This is a genomic window from Bacillus cereus group sp. RP32, assembly GCF_040459735.1.
Taxonomy (GTDB): Bacteria; Bacillota; Bacilli; order Bacillales; family Bacillaceae_G; genus Bacillus_A; species Bacillus_A wiedmannii.
This window is the reverse complement of sequence record NZ_JARVHO010000001.1, coordinates 4,001,723-4,019,866: the sequence shown is the minus strand read 5'-3', so window position 1 is coordinate 4,019,866 and position 18,144 is coordinate 4,001,723. Positions and strand designations below refer to the sequence as shown.

Here is an 18,144-nt window from a genome sequence, read left to right as displayed (position 1 = left end):
ATACCTTTTTCTTTTTAAAAAAGGGAGAACAATAATCCGACAAGTGCTACTCGGAATAAAATTGCAATGAGTGCTGCAATTCCGCCGACAATCGCAGCGATACCACCAGTTACAGTAGCTCCGCGATTATAAGCGTAAATTCCTAGTAATACAGAAACAAGACCAAATAATGTTGGGAAGGTAAAGAGTGATAAGATAGATAAGGCAAGAGCGATAAAGCCAGCAGTTGATCCAGCGGCGGACGATCTTACATCATCTTTATTATCTTTCTCATCGTAATCATAATCAATGCGCTGTGGTGCAACCTCAGCTGCATATTCTTCTTTATAGTCACTATAATCACTATCTATCCTATCTCTTTTTTTATACTCATCAAATTTCTCAGTCAAAGTCATGGCTCCTTTCATAACAAGGTTCAATAGTAGTATGCATCTCTTTTTCTTTTTTATCCCGCTATTGTAGCCCGTAAACATCTGATTGCTGATGGCTAATAATCAATGGGGGATGAACAAAGCCCTGCTGATTAAAGTTTCACTTTATCCGAACGAGTACAAGGCGTAATTCCACTTAGAAGAGTAAAATTGTTTTTTTGAAATAGGAAAAGTTAGTATGACTTCCTCTATTTTGGAAAGTATAAAAAAGAATAATGAGGAAAGGGTGCAATACATAATGGAACATCCAATTGAAGATTTAATGAAAACAGCAATGACAAATTTAAAAGAGATGGTAGATGTAAATACGATTGTCGGAAGTCCAGTTTCAACAGCTGATGGAAATGTAGTATTAACAGTATCTCAAGTGGCTTTTGGTTTTGGTGCCGGCGGAAGTGACTTTAAAGGTGATTTTATTTCCGAAAAGCATAATAACGGACAAGGGCAGCATAAAGAGAAGAAGCAAAGCCATCCATTTGGAGGCGGAAGCGGGGCTGGGGTTTCTATTAGCCCAGTTGCTTTTTTAGTAGTCGGTTCTAACGGTGTGCAAGTATTACACCTCAATAGTAGTACACATTTAATTGAAAAGGCTTTAAATACGGTACCAAGCACTGTAGATAAATTTGTAAATGGTCGCCAAAAGTGAACTTGCATTTTTTAGGAATTATGATATATTAGAAAAAGTGCGCTTTAAGATGATCGGAATAATTGAACTGTAAATATATATGATGTGTGGAATAAGGGAGAGGAATTTATGATTAATATCAAAAACTTAGTAGTTGGCTTATGTATGTTAGTAAGCGGTTTTGTTGTATATGTAATAAAAGAAAAAGCTCCATTCTAAAACAGACAAACCGTTACTGTCTGTTTTTAATTTACAAAAAATGTTGACAAGTTATTGTATTAGTGTTAAAATTTTAATTCGTGTCTCGGTTACAGCTAGTGTAAAGTAAATAAATCTTATAAATATAATACGAAAAGTTTGCGAAAGATCGGGTAGTCTTACCAACAACTTTTGTGAACAAACCCTATAAATTATTATTGTAGGCTTTATATGTATACTAGTGAATCAAGGAGCGGTCAGTGGAACCGTAATGATGAGAGAGAGGTAGGGCTTTCATCCAGTATATGTTACTTTCCCGTTAGGTGAATATAAAAAAGAGGACTCCTTTTCAAAAGGAGTCCTCTTTCTTTTTGTATAATACATTTAAGTGCGGCTCTCTACTTGCTGACAAATTTCATCTGTTGTTAAACCATGAGCTGCAATTACCGATCCCTTAATTGATGCATCTGCAATACCCATCATATTAGAATCTTGCCCAGTTACAACACAACAATCGCACCCTTGTGCATCATGTTCGGAGCCCAGGGTAACAACTTCATGTCCCTGTTGCTGAAGAGCTTGTTGAACATCTGTTAATGAGTTTTCAACGCCAATTCTAGCCATAATTCTCACCTCCTACCATCTAGTTGCTAGTATGCTCAAGTCCACTGCATATATTTATGAAAAGACGGTAGGAAGTAAATCTTTGTTTAGTCGTTATATACACCAGTAAGCATTTGACTTACGAATTGATCGTTTAAAGTATCTTGGGCAGAAGAAGTATTTGAATGAATGTCAATTGAAGCAATAAAATTATTATGTTCTTTATTATTTGGTTCTACCTCTACATAATTATCGAATTTACAAAAACCTTTCGTATCCATTAGATCAAATAGTTGAAGCATTTCTACTACCTCTTGTCTCGTTCCTTTAATTTGTACACACGCCATATTGATTTCCTCCTTCATTTTGACAAATTGTTTTTTAAAAATAGGATTATGATTACGAAACGAAAAATATGAATGTTATTTTTAGACAGCGTTATTTTTATTATTTTCCCCCTTTTTCAGCAAAAGTCGTTATATATTCCCGAATTTATAAAAACGGACGTCCGTTTATTGAATACAATAGATTCGTATCAATTGATGAAAATCCTTCTTTTAAACAAATATTTTTTTTAGTGGAAATTGACGAAAAAAATTTTTTGACTTTTTGTAAACGTTAACAATGCTGTTAAATCAATATAATCAAAGATGTACGTACGATTAAAAATTATAAATTTTCTAAAAATTCACTTGATTTATTTAGAAAGGAGAGTAAACTAGGAAACAATAAAAAATTCATAGAACATAGGAGGCGCTTTCCAGTGAACGAGCAATGGATTTTCTTAAATGGAGAATTTGTTCCAAAAGACGAGGCAAAAGTTTCAGTATATGATCATGGTTATTTATATGGCGATGGAGTATTTGAAGGAATTAGAGTATATAGCGGTAATGTTTTCCGTTTGAGAGAGCATCTTGTCCGGTTATATGAATCAGCAAAATCCATCATGTTAGAAATTCCATATTCTTTAGATGAAGTAACGAATATTGTTGTTGAGACGATTCGACAAAATAAATTATCTAATGGATACATTCGCCTTGTTGTATCGAGAGGAGCAGGAAATCTTGGATTAGATCCTGATTCTTGTAAGAAACCGAATGTAGTAGTAATTGCAGAACAACTATCTTTATTCCCGCAAGAATATTATGAAAAGGGGATTCCAGTTGTAACAGTTGCAACGCGCCGAAACCGTCCAGATGTTTTATCACCTCAAGTAAAATCTTTAAATTACTTAAACAATATTTTAGTTCGTATTGAAGCGAAATTAGCTGGAGTACAAGAAGCACTTATGTTAAATGATCAAGGATACGTAGCTGAAGGCTCAGGAGATAACGTGTTTATTGTAAAAGGAAATAAATTAATTACACCACCAAGTTCTGCTGGAGCGTTAGAAGGCATTACACGAAACGCTATATTAGAAATCGGTGAAAAACTTGGATATGACGTTAGAGAAGAGTTATTTACAAGGCATGATGTATATGTAGCTGATGAAGTATTTTTAACAGGAACGGCTGCTGAAGTAATTGCTGTTACGACAGTAGATGGTAGAACGATTGGTTTAGGGCAAACAGGTCCACATACGAATCGTTTATTAGAAGAATTCCGAAAGTTAGTTGTAGAAGATGGAGAGAAGATTTACGAAGAAAATAAAGTTGGATAACAACTCTTTATAACGATAAGAAAGCGTTGAGAGGGAGGAGTAGTTGATTGTGAAGCCTCACAGAGAGTCGGTGGTTGCTGAAAACCGATGGTTCACGTCGACGAACATCGCCCTTGAGTGCTAAGCTGAAGCATTTGTCTAGGCTTAGACGGTAGCTCCGTTATTAGCTAGACTCATTTATGGGTCACTGAGGCAAGAGTATTCTTGCGAAGAAGGGTGGTACCGCGAAATCTTTCGTCCCTTCAGCACATAGCTGGAGTGTGGACGTAGGATTTTTTTTATTGATAAAAGTTTTCAAAAAGGGGGCTTATAAGAACAATGTCTTCAAAAACGGAAGAGAAACTGGCAACTGGTGCACAGCTATTGTTAGAAGCGTTAGAAAAGGAAGGGGTAGAAGTGATTTTCGGTTATCCTGGTGGTGCTGTTTTACCTCTTTATGATGCACTCTATGACTGTGAAATTCCGCATATTTTAACAAGGCATGAGCAAGGAGCTATTCACGCCGCGGAAGGGTATGCCAGAATTACTGGCAATCCAGGGGTTGTCATTGCAACGAGTGGGCCAGGTGCTACAAATGTTATTACCGGTCTAGCAGATGCGATGATTGATTCATTACCACTTGTTGTATTTACAGGGCAAGTAGCAACGACGTTAATTGGAAGTGATGCTTTCCAAGAAGCGGATATTATGGGGCTTACGATGCCAGTGACAAAACATAACTATCAAGTGCGAAAGGCTTCAGATTTACCTCGAATTATTAAAGAAGCATTTCATATTGCTAGAACAGGAAGACCAGGTCCAGTCGTTATTGACCTTCCGAAAGATATGGTAGTAGAGCAAGGAGAACGATGTAATGACGTACAAATGGATTTACCAGGATACAACCCTAATTATGAACCGAATTTACTCCAAATAAACAAATTATTACAAGCAATTAGGGCTGCAAACAAGCCGTTAATTTTAGCTGGAGCAGGTGTATTGCATGCGAAGGCTTCGAAAGAGTTAACAAGTTTTGCTCGTAAATATGAAATTCCTGTTGTGCATACATTACTTGGTCTTGGTGGGTTTCCGCCAGATGATGAACTTTTTCTAGGGATGGGAGGAATGCACGGTTCTTACACAGCCAATATGGCGTTATATGAATGCGACTTACTTATTAATATAGGTGCAAGATTCGACGATCGTCTTACTGGGAATTTAGCTTATTTTGCTAAAAAGGCGACTGTTGCGCATATCGATATTGATCCAGCCGAAATCGGAAAAAATGTGCCGACTGAAATTCCTATTGTTGCAAGTGCTAAGCGAGCTTTGGAAGTATTACTTCAACCAGAAGGAAAGAAAGAAAATCATCATGAATGGATCTCTTTACTAAAGAGTAGAAAAGAAAAGTATCCATTCTCTTATAAACGAAATTCGGAAAGTATTAAGCCTCAATACGCAATTGATATGTTATATGAAATTACGAAAGGAGAAGCGATTGTAACAACAGATGTTGGGCAACATCAAATGTGGGCGGCACAATATTATCCGCTCAAAAATCCAGATAAATGGGTAACTTCAGGAGGATTAGGAACGATGGGATTTGGGTTTCCAGCAGCAATTGGTGCGCAAATTGCAAAGCCTGAGGAACTAGTTATTGCAATTGTCGGTGATGCCGGATTTCAAATGACCTTGCAAGAATTAAGTGTGTTAAAAGAACACTCGTTGCCTGTTAAAGTATTTATCTTAAATAATGAAGCTTTAGGAATGGTAAGACAATGGCAAGATGAATTTTATAATCAAAGATACTCGCACTCTTTATTGTCGTGTCAACCAGATTTCGTCGCTCTTGCGAATGCGTATGGCATAAAAGGAGTTCGCATAGAGGATCCACTTCTTGCAAAGAAGCAAATACAGCAGGCGATTGAATTACAAGGACCAGTCGTAATTGATTGCCGTGTACTTCAATCAGAAAAGGTAATGCCGATGGTTGCGCCAGGGAAAGGTGTTCACCAAATGGAGGGAGTGGAAAAAAGGTGAAGAGAATTGTTACAGCGACAGTTCGAAATCAAAGTGGTGTGTTAAACCGAATTACGGGTGTTATGACACGAAGGCATTTTAATATTGAAAGTATTTCAGTAGGTCATACGGAATCATCGGACATATCGCGGATGACGATTGTTGTACACGTTGAAAATGAACAGCAAGTGGAGCAGTTAATTAAACAACTTCATAAGCAAATTGATGTTCTGAAAGTATCAGATATTACAGAAGAAGCGATGATCGCAAGAGAACTTGCACTTATTAAAGTAGCAACATCAGTAGCAAGAGCAGAATTATATAGTTTAATTGAACCGTTTCGAGCCGCTGTAATAGATGTTGGGAAGGATTCCATAGTTGTGCAAGTAACTGGTACGCAGGAGAAAGTAGAAGCATTAATTGAATTACTTCGTCCGTATGGTTTGAAAGAAATTGCTAGAACAGGTGTAACAGCATTTACGCGTAGTATGAAAAAACAAGATAAGCAAGTTATGTTAATTCAATAATCATTTAAATATAGGGGGAAATGAAAATGACAAAAGTTTATTATGAGAAAGATGTAACGGTAAATGTATTAAAAGAAAAGAAAGTAGCAATCATTGGATATGGTTCGCAAGGTCATGCGCATGCGCAAAACTTACGTGATAACGGATTTGATGTAGTAGTAGGTTTAAGAAAAGGGAAGTCTTGGGATAAAGCGAAAGAAGATGGGTTTTCTGTATATACAGTAGCAGAAGCAGTGGAAAAAGCTGATGTTGTAATGATTCTACTACCAGATGAACTCCAGCCAGAAGTATATGAAGCGGAAATTGCGCCAAATTTAAAGGCAGGAAATTCTCTCGTTTTTGCACACGGATTTAATGTTCACTTTGATCAAGTGAAACCACCAGCTAATGTAGATGTATTTCTAGTAGCGCCAAAAGGGCCAGGTCATCTTGTGCGCCGTACATTTGCTGAAGGCGGAGCTGTTCCTGCATTATTTGCAGTATACCAAGATGCAACAGGAGTTGCGACTGAAAAGGCACTTTCTTATGCTGATGGGATTGGAGCGACGAGAGCTGGTGTATTAGAAACGACATTTAAAGAAGAAACAGAAACAGATTTATTTGGAGAGCAAGCTGTGCTTTGCGGCGGAGTAACTGCGCTAGTAAAAGCTGGATTTGAAACGTTAGTTGATGCTGGTTATCAACCGGAACTTGCATATTTTGAATGTTTACATGAACTAAAACTAATCGTTGACCTTATGTATGAAGGCGGACTTGAAAATATGAGATATTCAGTTTCAGATACAGCGCAGTGGGGCGACTTCGTATCAGGACCACGCGTTGTAACGGAAGATACGAAGAAAGCGATGGGTGCAGTGCTAGCAGAAATTCAAGATGGTACATTTGCAAGAGGCTGGATTGCAGAGCATAAAGCAGGAAAACCAAATTTCCATGCGACAAATGAGAAAGAGAATGAACACGAAATTGAAGTAGTTGGACGTAAATTACGTGAAATGATGCCGTTTGTACAGCCGCGAGTAAAGGCAGGGATCAAATAATATGAAGCAGATTTTGTTCATGGATACGACGCTACGTGATGGCGAACAATCACCAGGAGTAAATTTAAATGAACAAGAGAAATTGCAAATTGCAAGGCAATTAGAGAGACTAGGTATTAATGTCATGGAAGCTGGTTTTGCAGCAGCTTCCGAAGGGGATTTTCAATCGGTAAAACGCATCGCAAATACCATTCAAAATGCTACAGTTATGAGTTTAGCTAGAGCGAAAGAAAGTGATATTCGAAGAGCATATGAAGCGGTGAAAGGTGCTGTATCTCCTCGTTTACACGTATTTTTAGCTACAAGTGATATTCATATGAAATATAAACTTTGTATGTCAAAAGAAGATGTATTAGATAGTATTCACCGCTCGGTTACACTCGGGAAATCATTATTTCCGACAGTACAATTTTCTGCAGAAGATGCGACAAGAACAGCAAGAGATTTTTTAGCTGAAGCAGTTGAAGTTGCGATTCGTGCAGGAGCGAATGTAATTAATATTCCAGATACAGTTGGATATACGAATCCAGAAGAATATTATTCTCTTTTTAAATACTTACAAGAATCCGTTCCTTCATATGAAAAAGCAATTTTCTCTTGTCATTGTCATGATGATCTTGGGATGGCAGTAGCAAATTCATTAGCTGCGGTTGAAGGCGGAGCGTTGCAAGTAGAAGGAACAATTAATGGAATTGGAGAAAGAGCAGGTAATGCGGCGCTAGAAGAGGTCGCAGTTGCTCTTCATATTAGAAAAGATTTCTATAAGGCGGAGTCTTCTATGACGCTAAAAGAAATTAAAACGACGAGTACATTAGTAAGCAGATTAACAGGTATGGTTGTACCGAAAAATAAAGCGATCGTTGGAGCGAATGCATTTGCTCATGAATCCGGAATTCATCAAGATGGTGTTTTAAAAGAAGTGACAACATATGAAATTATTGAACCAGCGCTAATAGGCGAATCTCAAAATCTATTCGTACTTGGAAAACATTCTGGACGTCACGCGTTTACAGAAAAAATGAAAGAGCTTGGCTATGAATTTACAAAGGAAGATCGAGATGCGGTGTTTGAAGCGTTCAAAAAATTAGCTGATCGTAAGAAGGAAATTACTGAGGAAGATTTACGTGCGCTTATGCTTGGTGAAGCAGCATTTGCAGCTCAGCAATATAACATTACGCAACTACAAGTTCATTTCGTATCAAATAGTACACAATGCGCGACAGTTGTACTAAAAGACGAAGAAGGAAATGCATACGAAGATGCAGCCACTGGTTCTGGTAGTATTGAGGCGATTTATAATGCAATCCAAAGAATTTTAGGATTAGAATGTGAATTGGCGGATTATCGCATACAATCTATTACACAAGGTCAAGACGCACTGGCTCATGTTCATGTTGAATTAAAAGAAGGAACGCATCAAGTATCAGGTTTTGGTGTTGCCCAAGATGTATTGGAAGCGTCGGCAAGAGCATATGTCCATGCAGCAGGGAAATTAAAATCTCTTATAGCGCTTGTGAAATAAGTGTTTGATGGGTGAGGGAGAAGTTTCCTTACCTATCAAATTAAAGTTCTGAAAAATTCAGTTAAAAGGAGTGTTGAAATTGGAAAAACGTATCGTTTGTTTAGCTGGTGATGGTGTTGGCCCAGAAATTATGGAAAGTGCGAAAGAAGTATTGCATATGGTAGAAAGGTTATATGGACATCATTTTCACTTACAAGATGAGTACTTTGGCGGGAGTGCTATCGATTTAAATGGGCAACCATTACCACAACGAACGCTTGCCGCTTGTTTAGCAAGTGATGCGGTTTTACTTGGAGCGGTTGGTGGACCAAGGTGGGATAGCGCGAAAGAAAGACCAGAGAAAGGATTATTAGCTCTAAGAAAAGGACTTGGAGTATTTGCGAACGTTCGCCCTGTAACGGTAGAAAGCGCAACGGCACATTTATCGCCATTAAAAAACGCTGATGAAATTGATTTCGTTGTTGTTCGTGAATTAACAGGCGGAATTTATTTTTCTTATCCGAAAGAACGAACGGACGAAGTAGCAACAGATACACTTACGTATCATCGTCATGAAATTGAACGGATCGTTTCTTATGCCTTTCAATTAGCGAGTAAGCGGAAGAAAAAAGTAACATCTATTGATAAGGCGAATGTTTTAGAATCTAGTAAACTATGGAGAACTATTGCGGAAGAAGTAGCACTTCGTTATCCAGACGTTGAACTAGAACATATTTTAGTAGATGCAGCTGCGATGGAGTTAATTCGGAATCCAGGACGGTTTGATGTAATTGTAACGGAAAATTTATTTGGGGATATTTTGAGTGACGAGGCTTCAGTATTAGCGGGATCATTAGGAATGCTTCCATCAGCAAGTCATGCGGAAAAGGGACCTTCATTATACGAGCCTATTCACGGATCAGCACCGGATATTGCCGGGAAAAATAAGGCAAATCCAATTGCAATGATGCGCTCTGTTGCAATGATGCTTGGGCAATCATTTGAATTAACGAGAGAAGGGAATGCAATTGAATCTGCGATATCTGCAGTTCTTAAATTAGGAAAATGTACAGCAGATATCGGAGGAGATGAGACGACAACTTCATTTACGAAGGCAGTTATACAAGAGATGGAAGAGCAAGCGTTAGTAGGGAGAGGGAGATAATGGGAAAAAGGCTGCTAGATAAACTTTGGGAAAGACACGTAGTTACGACAAACGAAAATGGATTAGATTTATTATATATCGATCTTCATCTTGTTCATGAAGTAACGTCACCGCAAGCCTTTGAAGGCTTGCGGCTTACAAATCGAACGGTTCGCAGATCGGATTTAACATTCGCAACGATGGATCATAATATTCCAACGAAAGATGTTTGGAATATTACCGATCGCATTGCGAAGCAGCAACTAGATACACTCCGGGAAAATTGTAAACAATTTCAGGTGCCGTTAGCGGATATCGGGGATGAAGAGCAAGGGATTGTTCATGTTATCGGACCAGAACTTGGACTTACACAACCAGGAAAAACAATTGTTTGTGGTGATAGTCATACAGCAACGCATGGTGCGTTTGGCGCACTAGCATTTGGCATTGGTACGAGTGAAGTGGAGCATGTATTGGCAACGCAAACGTTATGGCAACGAAAGCCGAAAGCGATGGGTATTGAGTTAAAAGGAAAATTACAGAAAGGTGTTTACGCAAAAGATATTATTTTGCATTTCCTTTCAAAGTACGGTGTAGCAGTTGGAACTGGATATGTAATGGAATTTTACGGAGATACGATTGAGGCTATGGAGATGGAAGAGAGAATGACGCTTTGTAATATGGCAATTGAAGGAGGGGCAAAGGCTGGTATTATAGCACCAGATGAAAAAACATTTGCTTATGTAAAAGGACGTAAATATGCACCGAAAGAATTTGAAACATTCGAGAAGAAATGGTCTGAACTTTATACAGATTCAGATGCAATTTATGATTTGCATATTTCGATAGATGTGACGGATTTAGCACCGTACGTTACATGGGGAACAAACCCGAGTATGGGTGTTCGTATTGATGAAAAATTGCCAGAAAAGCAGGATACAAATGACGAAAGAGCATTTTCTTATATGGGATTAAGCCCTGGACAAAGCACGTATGACATTCCTGTTCAGCATGTTTTCATTGGATCTTGTACAAATTCCAGGCTTTCTGATTTAGAAATTGCTGCATCTGTTGTGAAAGGGAGAAAGGTAAAAGCAGGTGTGCGAGCGCTCGTTGTGCCTGGATCGAAAAGAGTAAGAGAAGCTGCGATGCAAAAAGGGCTACATCACATATTTGAAGAAGCTGGATTTGAATGGAGAGAACCTGGATGTTCAATGTGTCTTGGAATGAATCCAGATCAAGTACCTGCAGGAGAACATTGTGCTTCGACTTCAAATCGTAATTTTGAAGGAAGACAAGGAAAAGGGGCACGAACACATTTAGTTAGCCCGGCAATGGCGGCAGCAGCTGCGTTATACGGTCATTTTGTTGATACTAGAAAGGAGAGTTATGATGGAGCCATTTCGTATTCATAAAGGTACTGCTGCAGTACTGATGAATGATAACATTGATACAGATCAAATTATTCCGAAGCAATATTTAAAGAGAATTGAAAGGACGGGATTTGGAAAATATTTATTCGATGAATGGCGTTATGATAATAACCGCCATGAAAACCCTAATTTTCCGCTTAATGCACAAAATAGAAAAGGAGCAAGTATATTAATTACAGGTGATAATTTTGGTTGTGGTTCTTCAAGAGAACATGCTCCGTGGGCGCTTGCTGATTATGGTTTTCGCGTTATTATCGCCGGCGGGTTTGCAGATATTTTTTATATGAATTGTATGAAAAATGGTATGTTACCAATTGTAATGGATAAAGAAATGCGAGAACAACTTGCCATAACGGATGCGAGAGAACAAATAGAAGTAGATTTAGAGAATGAGGTAATTAAAACAAGTACGCACAGGTTTCATTTTACAATCGAGAAAATGTGGAAAGAGAAATTATTAAATGGTCTAGACGAAATTAGTATTACGATGCAATATGAACAAGAAATTGTAGAGTATGAAAGGAGAGTAGCTTTACATTAAGAAATAACGGAATGTTCAAAAAGTATTTACATTCAGAATTAAGTATTATATACTATGTAAAAATCAGAGGAGAAAGGGAGTAAGTATTATGAATATCATGCAATCTATTAAAGTGCTTACACAACTACATCACCATACATAAAGCCCTTGAACCTAGCGTGAAAACGTGTAGGTACAAGGGTTATTCCCGTTGTACCTACACTCTACTAAAGAGCCTTGTAGGTATTTTGTCTACAAGGCTCTTTTTATTTTCGGTTTAGGTGAATGAAATGAGCATACATTAGAAAGGGAAAGGTGTGAGAATTTAGATGACAAAATGGAAACGTGCAAACCCAAATGGAACGAGAGACTATTTATTCGAAGAATGTACGTTAATTGAGGAAGTGGAGCAAAAATTAAGACGTACTTTTTTAGGGCGAGGTTATGAGGAAATAAGGACACCTACAATTGAATTTTATGATGTTTTTGCCTTTCAAAATAGACCGATAGATGAAGAAAAGATGTATAAATTTTTTGATGAAAAGGGACGGATTATCGTATTGCGTCCAGATATGACAATTCCTTTAGCGAGAGTGATGGGAACGCAGAGGTGGGATACGCCGCTTAAACTGACGTATGGCGGGAATGTATTTCGGGCGAATGAGTCCCTTACTGGAAAATATAATGAAATTGTACAAAGTGGTATTGAAATTATAGGTATTGATAATGTAAGAGCTGAAATTGAATGCGTCATAAGCGTCATTCAATCACTTCAAAAGGTGAAGGTACAATCTTTTACAATAGAGATTGGGCAAGTGCAATTATATAAATGTATTGTAAAAAAACTCTCCATTCATGAGGAAGAAGAGAGAGTACTTAGGACATACATTGAAAGTAAAAATTATGCGGCTCTATCAAATTTTATTAGAGAAAAGAAATTAGATCGATGTGATGAAACAGTAAGATTACTTGAGAAGTTACCAAGGCTATTTGGAAACTTAGAAGTGATTGAGGAAGCAGAAAAACTCGCCTCAAGTAATGAAATGAAAATGGCGATTGCAAGAGTGAAAGAAATATATGAAGCAATTGAAAAACTAGGCTATGGATCTTACATATCAATTGATTTAGGTATGATCCAACATTTAGATTACTATACGGGAGTTATTTTCAAAGGGTATATATATGAAATAGGAGAAGAAATTGTTAGTGGCGGAAGATATGATGAGTTAATTGGAAATTTTGGAGAGATGCTGCCGGCTGTTGGACTCGCGGTGCAAGTCAATCAAATTGTGAAGGCCCTGCAAGAGCAACAAGAACCATATGAACGAAAGGGAATAGATATTATTATTCATTATGAGTTAAATAGATTAGCAGAAGCGGAAAGATTACGAAATTTACTTCAAAAGGACGGGAAAAAAGTAGAGCTATCCTTATACTATAATGTAAACGACACCTTTCAATTTGCAAGAAAAAATCAAATAGTAACGGTCGTTGAGGCGAAGAACGAATCATTAGTGGAATATGTATGGAAAGAGAAATGGGTAGTCCAGAAAGAAGGAGAAACTTCATGCGTAACATTCAAATTGCGTTAACGAAGGGAAGATTAGAAAAACATGTGATTCCGCTCTTTGAGCAGATTGGAATTGATTGTTCGGAGCTCAAAAATAAAGGACGAAAGCTTGTCTTTCAAAGTAAAAATACAGATATCTCATTTATTTTAGTGAAAGCAGTAGATGTTGCTACTTATGTAGAACATGGAGTAGCTGATATTGGGGTCGTTGGAAAAGATATTTTAATGGAAAACGAGAAAGATATTTATGAAATGTTAGATTTAGGAGTGGGCGTGTGTAAGTTTTGTGTTGCTTCTATTCCTACGTATAATCCGAAGAGCTACCGAAAGAAACGCATTGCGACGAAATATCCACATATTACTTCTAACTATTTTCATGATAAAGGGGAAGATGTAGAAATTATTAAAATAGAAGGTTCTGTAGAAATCGCTCCTATTCTTGGATTGGCAGATGCAATTGTTGATATTGTGGAAACAGGAAAAACATTACAAGAAAATGGGCTCATTGTATTTGAGGAAATGTGTTCTATATCTGCTCGAATGATTGTAAATAAGGCTGCATTAAAAACTAAAAAAGACGAAATATTCAGTATTGTAAATATGATGGAGAAAGAAATTTTGTCAGGAAAATAGGGGGACTTGTAATGGAAATCGTTTATGAAGATTTTCAAAAGGCGTTATCAAAAATAAAATTGCTACGAGAAAACGCTAATATAATAGAAGAAACTGTTCAAAGAAGTGTAAGCGAAATCGTTCGAAAGGTAAGGAAGAGTACGGATGAGGCTCTATCTTTTTATACAAAAAAGTTTGATGGTGTGGAGATTAAAGAGTTTCGTGTAAGTGAGGAAGAAATAAAACGAGCGGGTATGTTTGTAGAGAATTCATTTTTAGAAGCGTTACAAGAGGCGAAGAAAAACATTATTTCTTATCACGAAAAGCAAAAAAGGCAATCCATGTTCGATTGCACGAGTGAAGGCATTATTAGAGGGCAAATCATTCGGCCGTTAGAAAATATAGGGGTATATGTGCCGGGCGGAACTGCTTCGTATCCTTCGTCAGTATTAATGAATGTATTGCCAGCAAAACTCGCTGGTGTGAAAAAGATTGTAATGGTAACACCACCAAGGCAAGGGGGGATTGATCCACATATTTTAGTTGCTGCAAGTCTTGCAGGAGTAGATGAAATTTATACGATAGGTGGTGCGCAAGCAATTGCTGCTTTAGCATATGGAACGGAATCGATTCCAAAAGTGGATAAAATAGTTGGACCAGGAAATTTGTACGTCGCTCTGGCGAAACGAGAAGTATACGGAATAGTAAATATCGATATGATTGCTGGACCGTCAGAAATTGTAGTTATTGCTGATGAAACCGGTAATGCAAAATATATCGCTGCTGATTTATTATCACAAGCAGAACATGACGAGAGAGCAACAGCAATTTGTATTACAACGAATATAGAGTTAGCAAAAGAAGTAGAAAGAGAGATAGAAAGACAGTTAGAAACATTACCAAGAAGCGAAATTGCACGTGAATCGATAAATAGAAATGGAGCTATCTTTATCGTTCCTTCTTTAGATGAGGCGCTACAATTATCGAATGAAATCGCTCCAGAACATTTAGAGTTACATATAAAAGAACCGATGAATGCTCTAGCTTATGTGAAACATGCAGGATCTATCTTTCTTGGTCCATATGCACCGGAACCGCTCGGTGATTATTTAGCAGGACCGAATCACGTGTTACCGACAAGTGGAACGGCAAGGTTTTTCTCACCGTTATCAGTCGATGATTTCGTGAAAAAATCAAGCTTTCTGTCTTATACGGAGGAAGCGTTAAGAGATGTACAACATCATATTGTAGAACTTGCCGATAAAGAAGGGTTACATGCGCATGCGAGAGCAATTCAAATAAGATTTGAGGAGGAAGAATAATGCGTGAGTGCAGTCAAATACGTGAGACGACAGAAACAAAAATCAAATTAAGTTTGCAGCTTGATGAAGGCAAGAACGTTTCTGTACAAACGGGAGTTGGATTTTTTGATCATATGCTAACTTTATTTGCAAGGCATGGAAGATTCGGTTTACAAGTGGAGGCGGAAGGCGATGTATTCGTTGATGCGCATCATACAGTTGAAGATGTTGGAATTGTACTCGGAAATTGTTTGAAAGAAGCATTGCAAAATAAAGAGGGGATTAACCGTTATGGCTCCGCATATGTACCGATGGATGAATCTTTAGGTTTTGTCGCAATTGATATTAGCGGGCGCTCATATATTGTATTTCAAGGAGAATTAACGAATCCGAAGCTAGGGGATTTTGATACAGAACTAACAGAAGAATTTTTTAGAGCAGTTGCTCATGCTGCCAATATTACATTACACGCTCGCATTTTATACGGAAGCAATACACATCACAAAGTTGAAGCGTTATTTAAAGCGTTTGGTAGAGCGCTTAGAGAAGCAGTCGAAAGAAATGCCAGCATTACTGGTGTAAATTCCACGAAAGGGATGTTGTAATTGATTGCTATTATAGAGTATGGAATGGGAAATATTCGCAGTGTGGAACAAGCATTACAATATATTGGAGCAGAGTACATCGTAACGGGTGATAAAGAAAAGATTTTTAGAAGTGATGGAGTGATCTTACCAGGAGTAGGTGCATTTCCGAAAGCGATGGATGTATTGGAAGAAAAAAATTTAGTGCGTGTGTTAAAAGAAGTCGGGCGTTCAGGAAAACCGCTTCTGGGCATTTGCCTAGGGATGCAGCTTTTATTTGAAAAAAGTGAGGAACTACAAGACTGTAACGGATTAAGTTTATTGCCAGGTGTTATTCGAAAGTTAAAGGTTCCTTATAAAATTCCACATATGGGATGGAATGAGTTAAATAAAGAGGGAGAAATAGCACTTTGGAATGGAGTAGAGGACGGTTCTTTCGTATATTATGTTCACTCTTATTATGCAGATTGTCCAAATGAAATTGTGTATGGAATAAGTGAATATGGAGTGAAAGTACCTGGTTTTGTAGCAAAAGGAAATATATACGGCGCACAGTTTCATCCTGAAAAAAGCGGTGACATTGGAATGCAAATGTTGAAAAATTTCAAAGGGGTGGTAGAGGCATGGAAATCTTCCCAGCTATCGATTTAAAAGAGGGGCGATGCGTTAGACTTTATCAAGGAGAGTTTAGTAAAGAAACAGTAATGAATGAAGATCCGGTTGCGCAAGCGATTATATTCGAAAAATTGGGAGCGAAAAAGTTGCACATTGTTGATTTAGATGGCGCAATTGCTGGCGAGTCAGTAAATTTGCTCGTTATTGAAAGGATTTGCAAGGCAGTACGTATTCCTGTGCAAGTTGGAGGGGGAATTCGATCACTTGTAGCGGTAGAGAAGTTATTGTCAGTAGGTGTAGATAAAGTGATTTTAGGAACAGCTGCTCTTTATGATAAGGAATTTTTAGAAGAAGCAGTTCTTCTATATAAAGAGAAAATCATTGTTGGAATTGATGCGAAAAATGGTTTCGTAGCAACGAGAGGCTGGCTTGATGTGTCTGAAATTTCTTACATTTATTTAGCAAAGCAAATGGAGAATGTAGGTGTTCAAACGATTGTGTTTACAGACATTTCGAAAGACGGGACGCTTGCAGGGCCGAATTTAGAGCAATTGGAGTTACTACAAAAAAGCGTTGCTATTCGTCTTATTGCTTCTGGAGGAGTGGCATCTATTCAAGATGTGAAAAAATTAAATGATATGAATATATACGGCGTCATAATTGGTAAGGCTCTTTATGAGAAAACGATTGATTTAGAAGAAGTGTTAGAGGTAACAAAGTTATGTTAGCGAAACGCATTATTCCATGTCTAGATGTGAAAGAGGGCCGAGTCGTAAAGGGTGTAAATTTTATAGGATTACAAGACGTCGGTGATTCTGTTGAAATAGCCGCTTTATATAATGAGGCGGGAGCAGATGAAATTGTATTTTTAGATATTACGGCAACGCATGAAGGACGAAAAACAATTCTAGATGTTGTAGAAAAAACAGCTTCAAAAGTATTTATTCCTCTTACAGTTGGCGGGGGGATTTCAAGTGTTAAAGATATGTACAATTTACTAAGAGCGGGAGCAGATAAAATTTCAATTAACTCAGCAGCAGTGCGAAATCCAAAATTAATTGAAGAAGGAGCAGAACACTTTGGCTCACAATGTATTGTCGTCGCAATTGATGCTAGAAAAGTAACAGAAGGTAAGTGGAATGTATATGTGAACGGCGGAAGAGTTGATACAGGAATGGATGCCATCTGGTGGGCAAAGCGCGTTACCGAGCTAGGCGCAGGGGAAATTTTATTAACGAGTATGGATGCAGATGGAACGAAAAATGGATATGACCTTCGCTTAACAGAAAAAATTTCAAAAAGCGTTTCCGTACCAGTCATCGCGTCAGGCGGGTGCGGTCATGTTGATCACATTATAGAAGTTTTTCAAAAGACAACAGTTGATGCAGCGTTAGCGGCATCAATCTTTCATTATGGTGAGGCGACAATGCAGGATGTAAAGAGAAAATTAAGAAATGCAAACGTCGAGGTGCGGTTATGAAACCTAACTTTTCAAAAGGATTACTACCAACAGTTGTAATTGAAGAAGGTACAAAAGAAGTTTTAATGCTAGCTTATATGAATGAAGAAGCATATGAAAAAACGTTAGAAACGAAAAGAACTTGGTTTTATTCTCGGTCAAGAAGGTCGTTATGGAATAAAGGGGAAACATCAGGGAATATCCAATATGTGCAATCTCTTTATTTAGATTGTGATCAAGATTCAATTGTTGTTGTCGTAAAGCAAGTAGGACCTGCATGTCATACGGGAGAAAAGACATGTTTTCATTACAAAATTATATAGGGG

Annotated in this window: 22 protein-coding genes and 1 other annotated feature; of the genes, 19 read left to right on the top strand and 3 right to left on the bottom strand. The window is 37.8% G+C overall.

The features are described from left to right. Positions 1-14 precede the first annotated feature (14 nt). Entirely contained in the window at positions 15-407 is a 393-nt protein-coding gene (locus QCI46_RS20695) for an imidazole glycerol phosphate synthase (protein WP_137012683.1), read from the bottom strand. Positions 408-609: 202 nt separating this feature from the next. Here QCI46_RS20695 and ytfJ point away from each other — a divergent pair, with 202 nt between their 5' ends. Further along, positions 610-1,077 (top strand): GerW family sporulation protein, encoded by a 468-nt coding sequence (ytfJ, locus tag QCI46_RS20690; protein WP_053078521.1) that lies wholly within the window; start codon positions 610-612, stop codon positions 1,075-1,077. A gap of 108 nt (positions 1,078-1,185) precedes the next feature. Then, on the top strand, positions 1,186-1,275 hold the full coding sequence (locus tag QCI46_RS20685) for a hypothetical protein (protein ID WP_000608225.1): 90 nt from the start codon (positions 1,186-1,188) through the stop codon (positions 1,273-1,275). Positions 1,276-1,638: 363 nt separating this feature from the next. Here the strand turns inward: QCI46_RS20685 and QCI46_RS20680 are convergent, their stop codons facing one another. Further along, positions 1,639-1,878 carry a YkuS family protein gene (locus QCI46_RS20680; protein ID WP_000101010.1) on the bottom strand — a complete coding sequence of 80 codons (240 nt, stop codon included), beginning with the start codon at positions 1,876-1,878 and terminating at the stop codon, positions 1,639-1,641. Between the two features lie 86 nt (positions 1,879-1,964). Further along, positions 1,965-2,204 carry a DUF3911 family protein gene (locus tag QCI46_RS20675; RefSeq protein ID WP_000752504.1) on the bottom strand — a complete coding sequence of 80 codons (240 nt, stop codon included), beginning with the start codon at positions 2,202-2,204 and terminating at the stop codon, positions 1,965-1,967. 68 nt (positions 2,205-2,272) lie between these two features. Here QCI46_RS20675 and QCI46_RS20670 point away from each other — a divergent pair, with 68 nt between their 5' ends. The 17 genes from QCI46_RS20670 (at position 2,273) to hisI (ending at position 18,141) form a co-directional block, all read left to right on the top strand. After that, positions 2,273-2,479: a hypothetical protein gene (locus QCI46_RS20670; RefSeq protein WP_106382757.1), complete on the top strand. Its 207-nt coding sequence runs from the start codon at positions 2,273-2,275 to the stop codon at positions 2,477-2,479. A 141-nt stretch (positions 2,480-2,620) separates the two neighbouring features. Continuing rightward, positions 2,621-3,517 (top strand): branched-chain-amino-acid transaminase, encoded by an 897-nt coding sequence (ilvE, locus tag QCI46_RS20665; protein WP_048544941.1) that lies wholly within the window; start codon positions 2,621-2,623, stop codon positions 3,515-3,517. A gap of 17 nt (positions 3,518-3,534) precedes the next feature. Next, positions 3,535-3,762 (top strand) — a binding site (T-box leader). A gap of 73 nt (positions 3,763-3,835) precedes the next feature. Further along, positions 3,836-5,536 (top strand): acetolactate synthase large subunit, encoded by a 1,701-nt coding sequence (gene ilvB / locus QCI46_RS20660; protein ID WP_088062627.1) that lies wholly within the window; start codon positions 3,836-3,838, stop codon positions 5,534-5,536. Continuing rightward, positions 5,533-6,042 (top strand): acetolactate synthase small subunit, encoded by a 510-nt coding sequence (gene ilvN, locus QCI46_RS20655; protein WP_000822948.1) that lies wholly within the window; start codon positions 5,533-5,535, stop codon positions 6,040-6,042. The genes ilvB and ilvN overlap by 4 nt, the downstream gene beginning before the upstream one ends. A gap of 20 nt (positions 6,043-6,062) precedes the next feature. Further along, the gene (ilvC, locus tag QCI46_RS20650) at positions 6,063-7,079 is read left to right on the top strand and encodes a ketol-acid reductoisomerase (protein WP_353841278.1); all 1,017 of its coding nucleotides are present in this window, start codon (positions 6,063-6,065) and stop codon (positions 7,077-7,079) included. A gap of 1 nt (position 7,080) precedes the next feature. Then, positions 7,081-8,601, top strand: a complete 1,521-nt coding sequence (gene leuA / locus QCI46_RS20645; RefSeq protein ID WP_353841277.1) for a 2-isopropylmalate synthase — start codon at positions 7,081-7,083, stop codon at positions 8,599-8,601. A gap of 79 nt (positions 8,602-8,680) precedes the next feature. Beyond that, entirely contained in the window at positions 8,681-9,745 is a 1,065-nt protein-coding gene (gene leuB, locus QCI46_RS20640) for a 3-isopropylmalate dehydrogenase (protein ID WP_353841276.1), read from the top strand. Next, positions 9,745-11,139: a 3-isopropylmalate dehydratase large subunit gene (gene leuC / locus QCI46_RS20635; protein ID WP_048544931.1), complete on the top strand. Its 1,395-nt coding sequence runs from the start codon at positions 9,745-9,747 to the stop codon at positions 11,137-11,139. The genes leuB and leuC overlap by 1 nt, the downstream gene beginning before the upstream one ends. Next, on the top strand, positions 11,117-11,698 hold the full coding sequence (leuD, locus tag QCI46_RS20630; protein ID WP_141499054.1) for a 3-isopropylmalate dehydratase small subunit: 582 nt from the start codon (positions 11,117-11,119) through the stop codon (positions 11,696-11,698). The genes leuC and leuD overlap by 23 nt, the downstream gene beginning before the upstream one ends. 308 nt (positions 11,699-12,006) lie before the next feature. Continuing rightward, a complete protein-coding gene (gene hisZ, locus QCI46_RS20625) occupies positions 12,007-13,269 on the top strand; it encodes an ATP phosphoribosyltransferase regulatory subunit (RefSeq protein WP_353841275.1) in 1,263 nt (420 codons plus the stop codon). Next, positions 13,245-13,880 carry an ATP phosphoribosyltransferase gene (gene hisG, locus QCI46_RS20620; protein ID WP_353841274.1) on the top strand — a complete coding sequence of 212 codons (636 nt, stop codon included), beginning with the start codon at positions 13,245-13,247 and terminating at the stop codon, positions 13,878-13,880. Before hisZ ends, hisG begins: the two co-directional genes overlap by 25 nt. Positions 13,881-13,891: 11 nt before the next feature. Then, entirely contained in the window at positions 13,892-15,181 is a 1,290-nt protein-coding gene (gene hisD / locus QCI46_RS20615) for a histidinol dehydrogenase (protein WP_353841273.1), read from the top strand. Then, positions 15,181-15,765, top strand: coding sequence for an imidazoleglycerol-phosphate dehydratase HisB (gene hisB, locus QCI46_RS20610; protein ID WP_001206365.1), 585 nt, complete (start codon positions 15,181-15,183; stop codon positions 15,763-15,765). Before hisD ends, hisB begins: the two co-directional genes overlap by 1 nt. Beyond that, positions 15,766-16,395, top strand: a complete 630-nt coding sequence (hisH, locus tag QCI46_RS20605; protein WP_353841272.1) for an imidazole glycerol phosphate synthase subunit HisH — start codon at positions 15,766-15,768, stop codon at positions 16,393-16,395. Then, positions 16,368-17,087: a 1-(5-phosphoribosyl)-5-[(5-phosphoribosylamino)methylideneamino]imidazole-4-carboxamide isomerase gene (gene hisA / locus QCI46_RS20600; RefSeq protein WP_098077880.1), complete on the top strand. Its 720-nt coding sequence runs from the start codon at positions 16,368-16,370 to the stop codon at positions 17,085-17,087. Before hisH ends, hisA begins: the two co-directional genes overlap by 28 nt. After that, entirely contained in the window at positions 17,081-17,839 is a 759-nt protein-coding gene (gene hisF, locus QCI46_RS20595; protein WP_353841271.1) for an imidazoleglycerol phosphate synthase cyclase subunit, read from the top strand. The genes hisA and hisF overlap by 7 nt, the downstream gene beginning before the upstream one ends. After that, positions 17,836-18,141: a phosphoribosyl-AMP cyclohydrolase gene (gene hisI / locus QCI46_RS20590; RefSeq protein ID WP_048544916.1), complete on the top strand. Its 306-nt coding sequence runs from the start codon at positions 17,836-17,838 to the stop codon at positions 18,139-18,141. The genes hisF and hisI overlap by 4 nt, the downstream gene beginning before the upstream one ends. The last annotated feature ends 3 nt before the right edge of the window (positions 18,142-18,144 follow it).

Bases quoted from the DNA above. Each gene is read 5' to 3' on its own strand.
- hisG (WP_353841274.1), top strand. From the start codon at position 13,245: ATGCGTAACATTCAAATTGCGTTAACGAAGGGAAGATTAGAAAAACAT.
- leuD (WP_141499054.1), top strand. From the start codon at position 11,117: ATGGAGCCATTTCGTATTCATAAAGGTACTGCTGCAGTACTGATGAAT.
- ytfJ (WP_053078521.1), top strand. From the start codon at position 610: ATGACTTCCTCTATTTTGGAAAGTATAAAAAAGAATAATGAGGAAAGG.
- hisZ (WP_353841275.1), top strand. From the start codon at position 12,007: ATGACAAAATGGAAACGTGCAAACCCAAATGGAACGAGAGACTATTTA.
- leuA (WP_353841277.1), top strand. From the start codon at position 7,081: ATGAAGCAGATTTTGTTCATGGATACGACGCTACGTGATGGCGAACAA.
- hisA (WP_098077880.1), top strand. From the start codon at position 16,368: ATGGAAATCTTCCCAGCTATCGATTTAAAAGAGGGGCGATGCGTTAGA.
- ilvB (WP_088062627.1), top strand. From the start codon at position 3,836: ATGTCTTCAAAAACGGAAGAGAAACTGGCAACTGGTGCACAGCTATTG.
- hisB (WP_001206365.1), top strand. From the start codon at position 15,181: ATGCGTGAGTGCAGTCAAATACGTGAGACGACAGAAACAAAAATCAAA.
- ilvC (WP_353841278.1), top strand. From the start codon at position 6,063: ATGAAAATGACAAAAGTTTATTATGAGAAAGATGTAACGGTAAATGTA.
- QCI46_RS20695 (WP_137012683.1), bottom strand. From the start codon at position 407: ATGAAAGGAGCCATGACTTTGACTGAGAAATTTGATGAGTATAAAAAA.
- QCI46_RS20675 (WP_000752504.1), bottom strand. From the start codon at position 2,204: ATGGCGTGTGTACAAATTAAAGGAACGAGACAAGAGGTAGTAGAAATG.
- QCI46_RS20670 (WP_106382757.1), top strand. From the start codon at position 2,273: ATGAATGTTATTTTTAGACAGCGTTATTTTTATTATTTTCCCCCTTTT.
- hisD (WP_353841273.1), top strand. From the start codon at position 13,892: ATGGAAATCGTTTATGAAGATTTTCAAAAGGCGTTATCAAAAATAAAA.
- QCI46_RS20685 (WP_000608225.1), top strand. From the start codon at position 1,186: ATGATTAATATCAAAAACTTAGTAGTTGGCTTATGTATGTTAGTAAGC.
- hisI (WP_048544916.1), top strand. From the start codon at position 17,836: ATGAAACCTAACTTTTCAAAAGGATTACTACCAACAGTTGTAATTGAA.
- QCI46_RS20680 (WP_000101010.1), bottom strand. From the start codon at position 1,878: ATGGCTAGAATTGGCGTTGAAAACTCATTAACAGATGTTCAACAAGCT.
- leuC (WP_048544931.1), top strand. From the start codon at position 9,745: ATGGGAAAAAGGCTGCTAGATAAACTTTGGGAAAGACACGTAGTTACG.
- hisF (WP_353841271.1), top strand. From the start codon at position 17,081: ATGTTAGCGAAACGCATTATTCCATGTCTAGATGTGAAAGAGGGCCGA.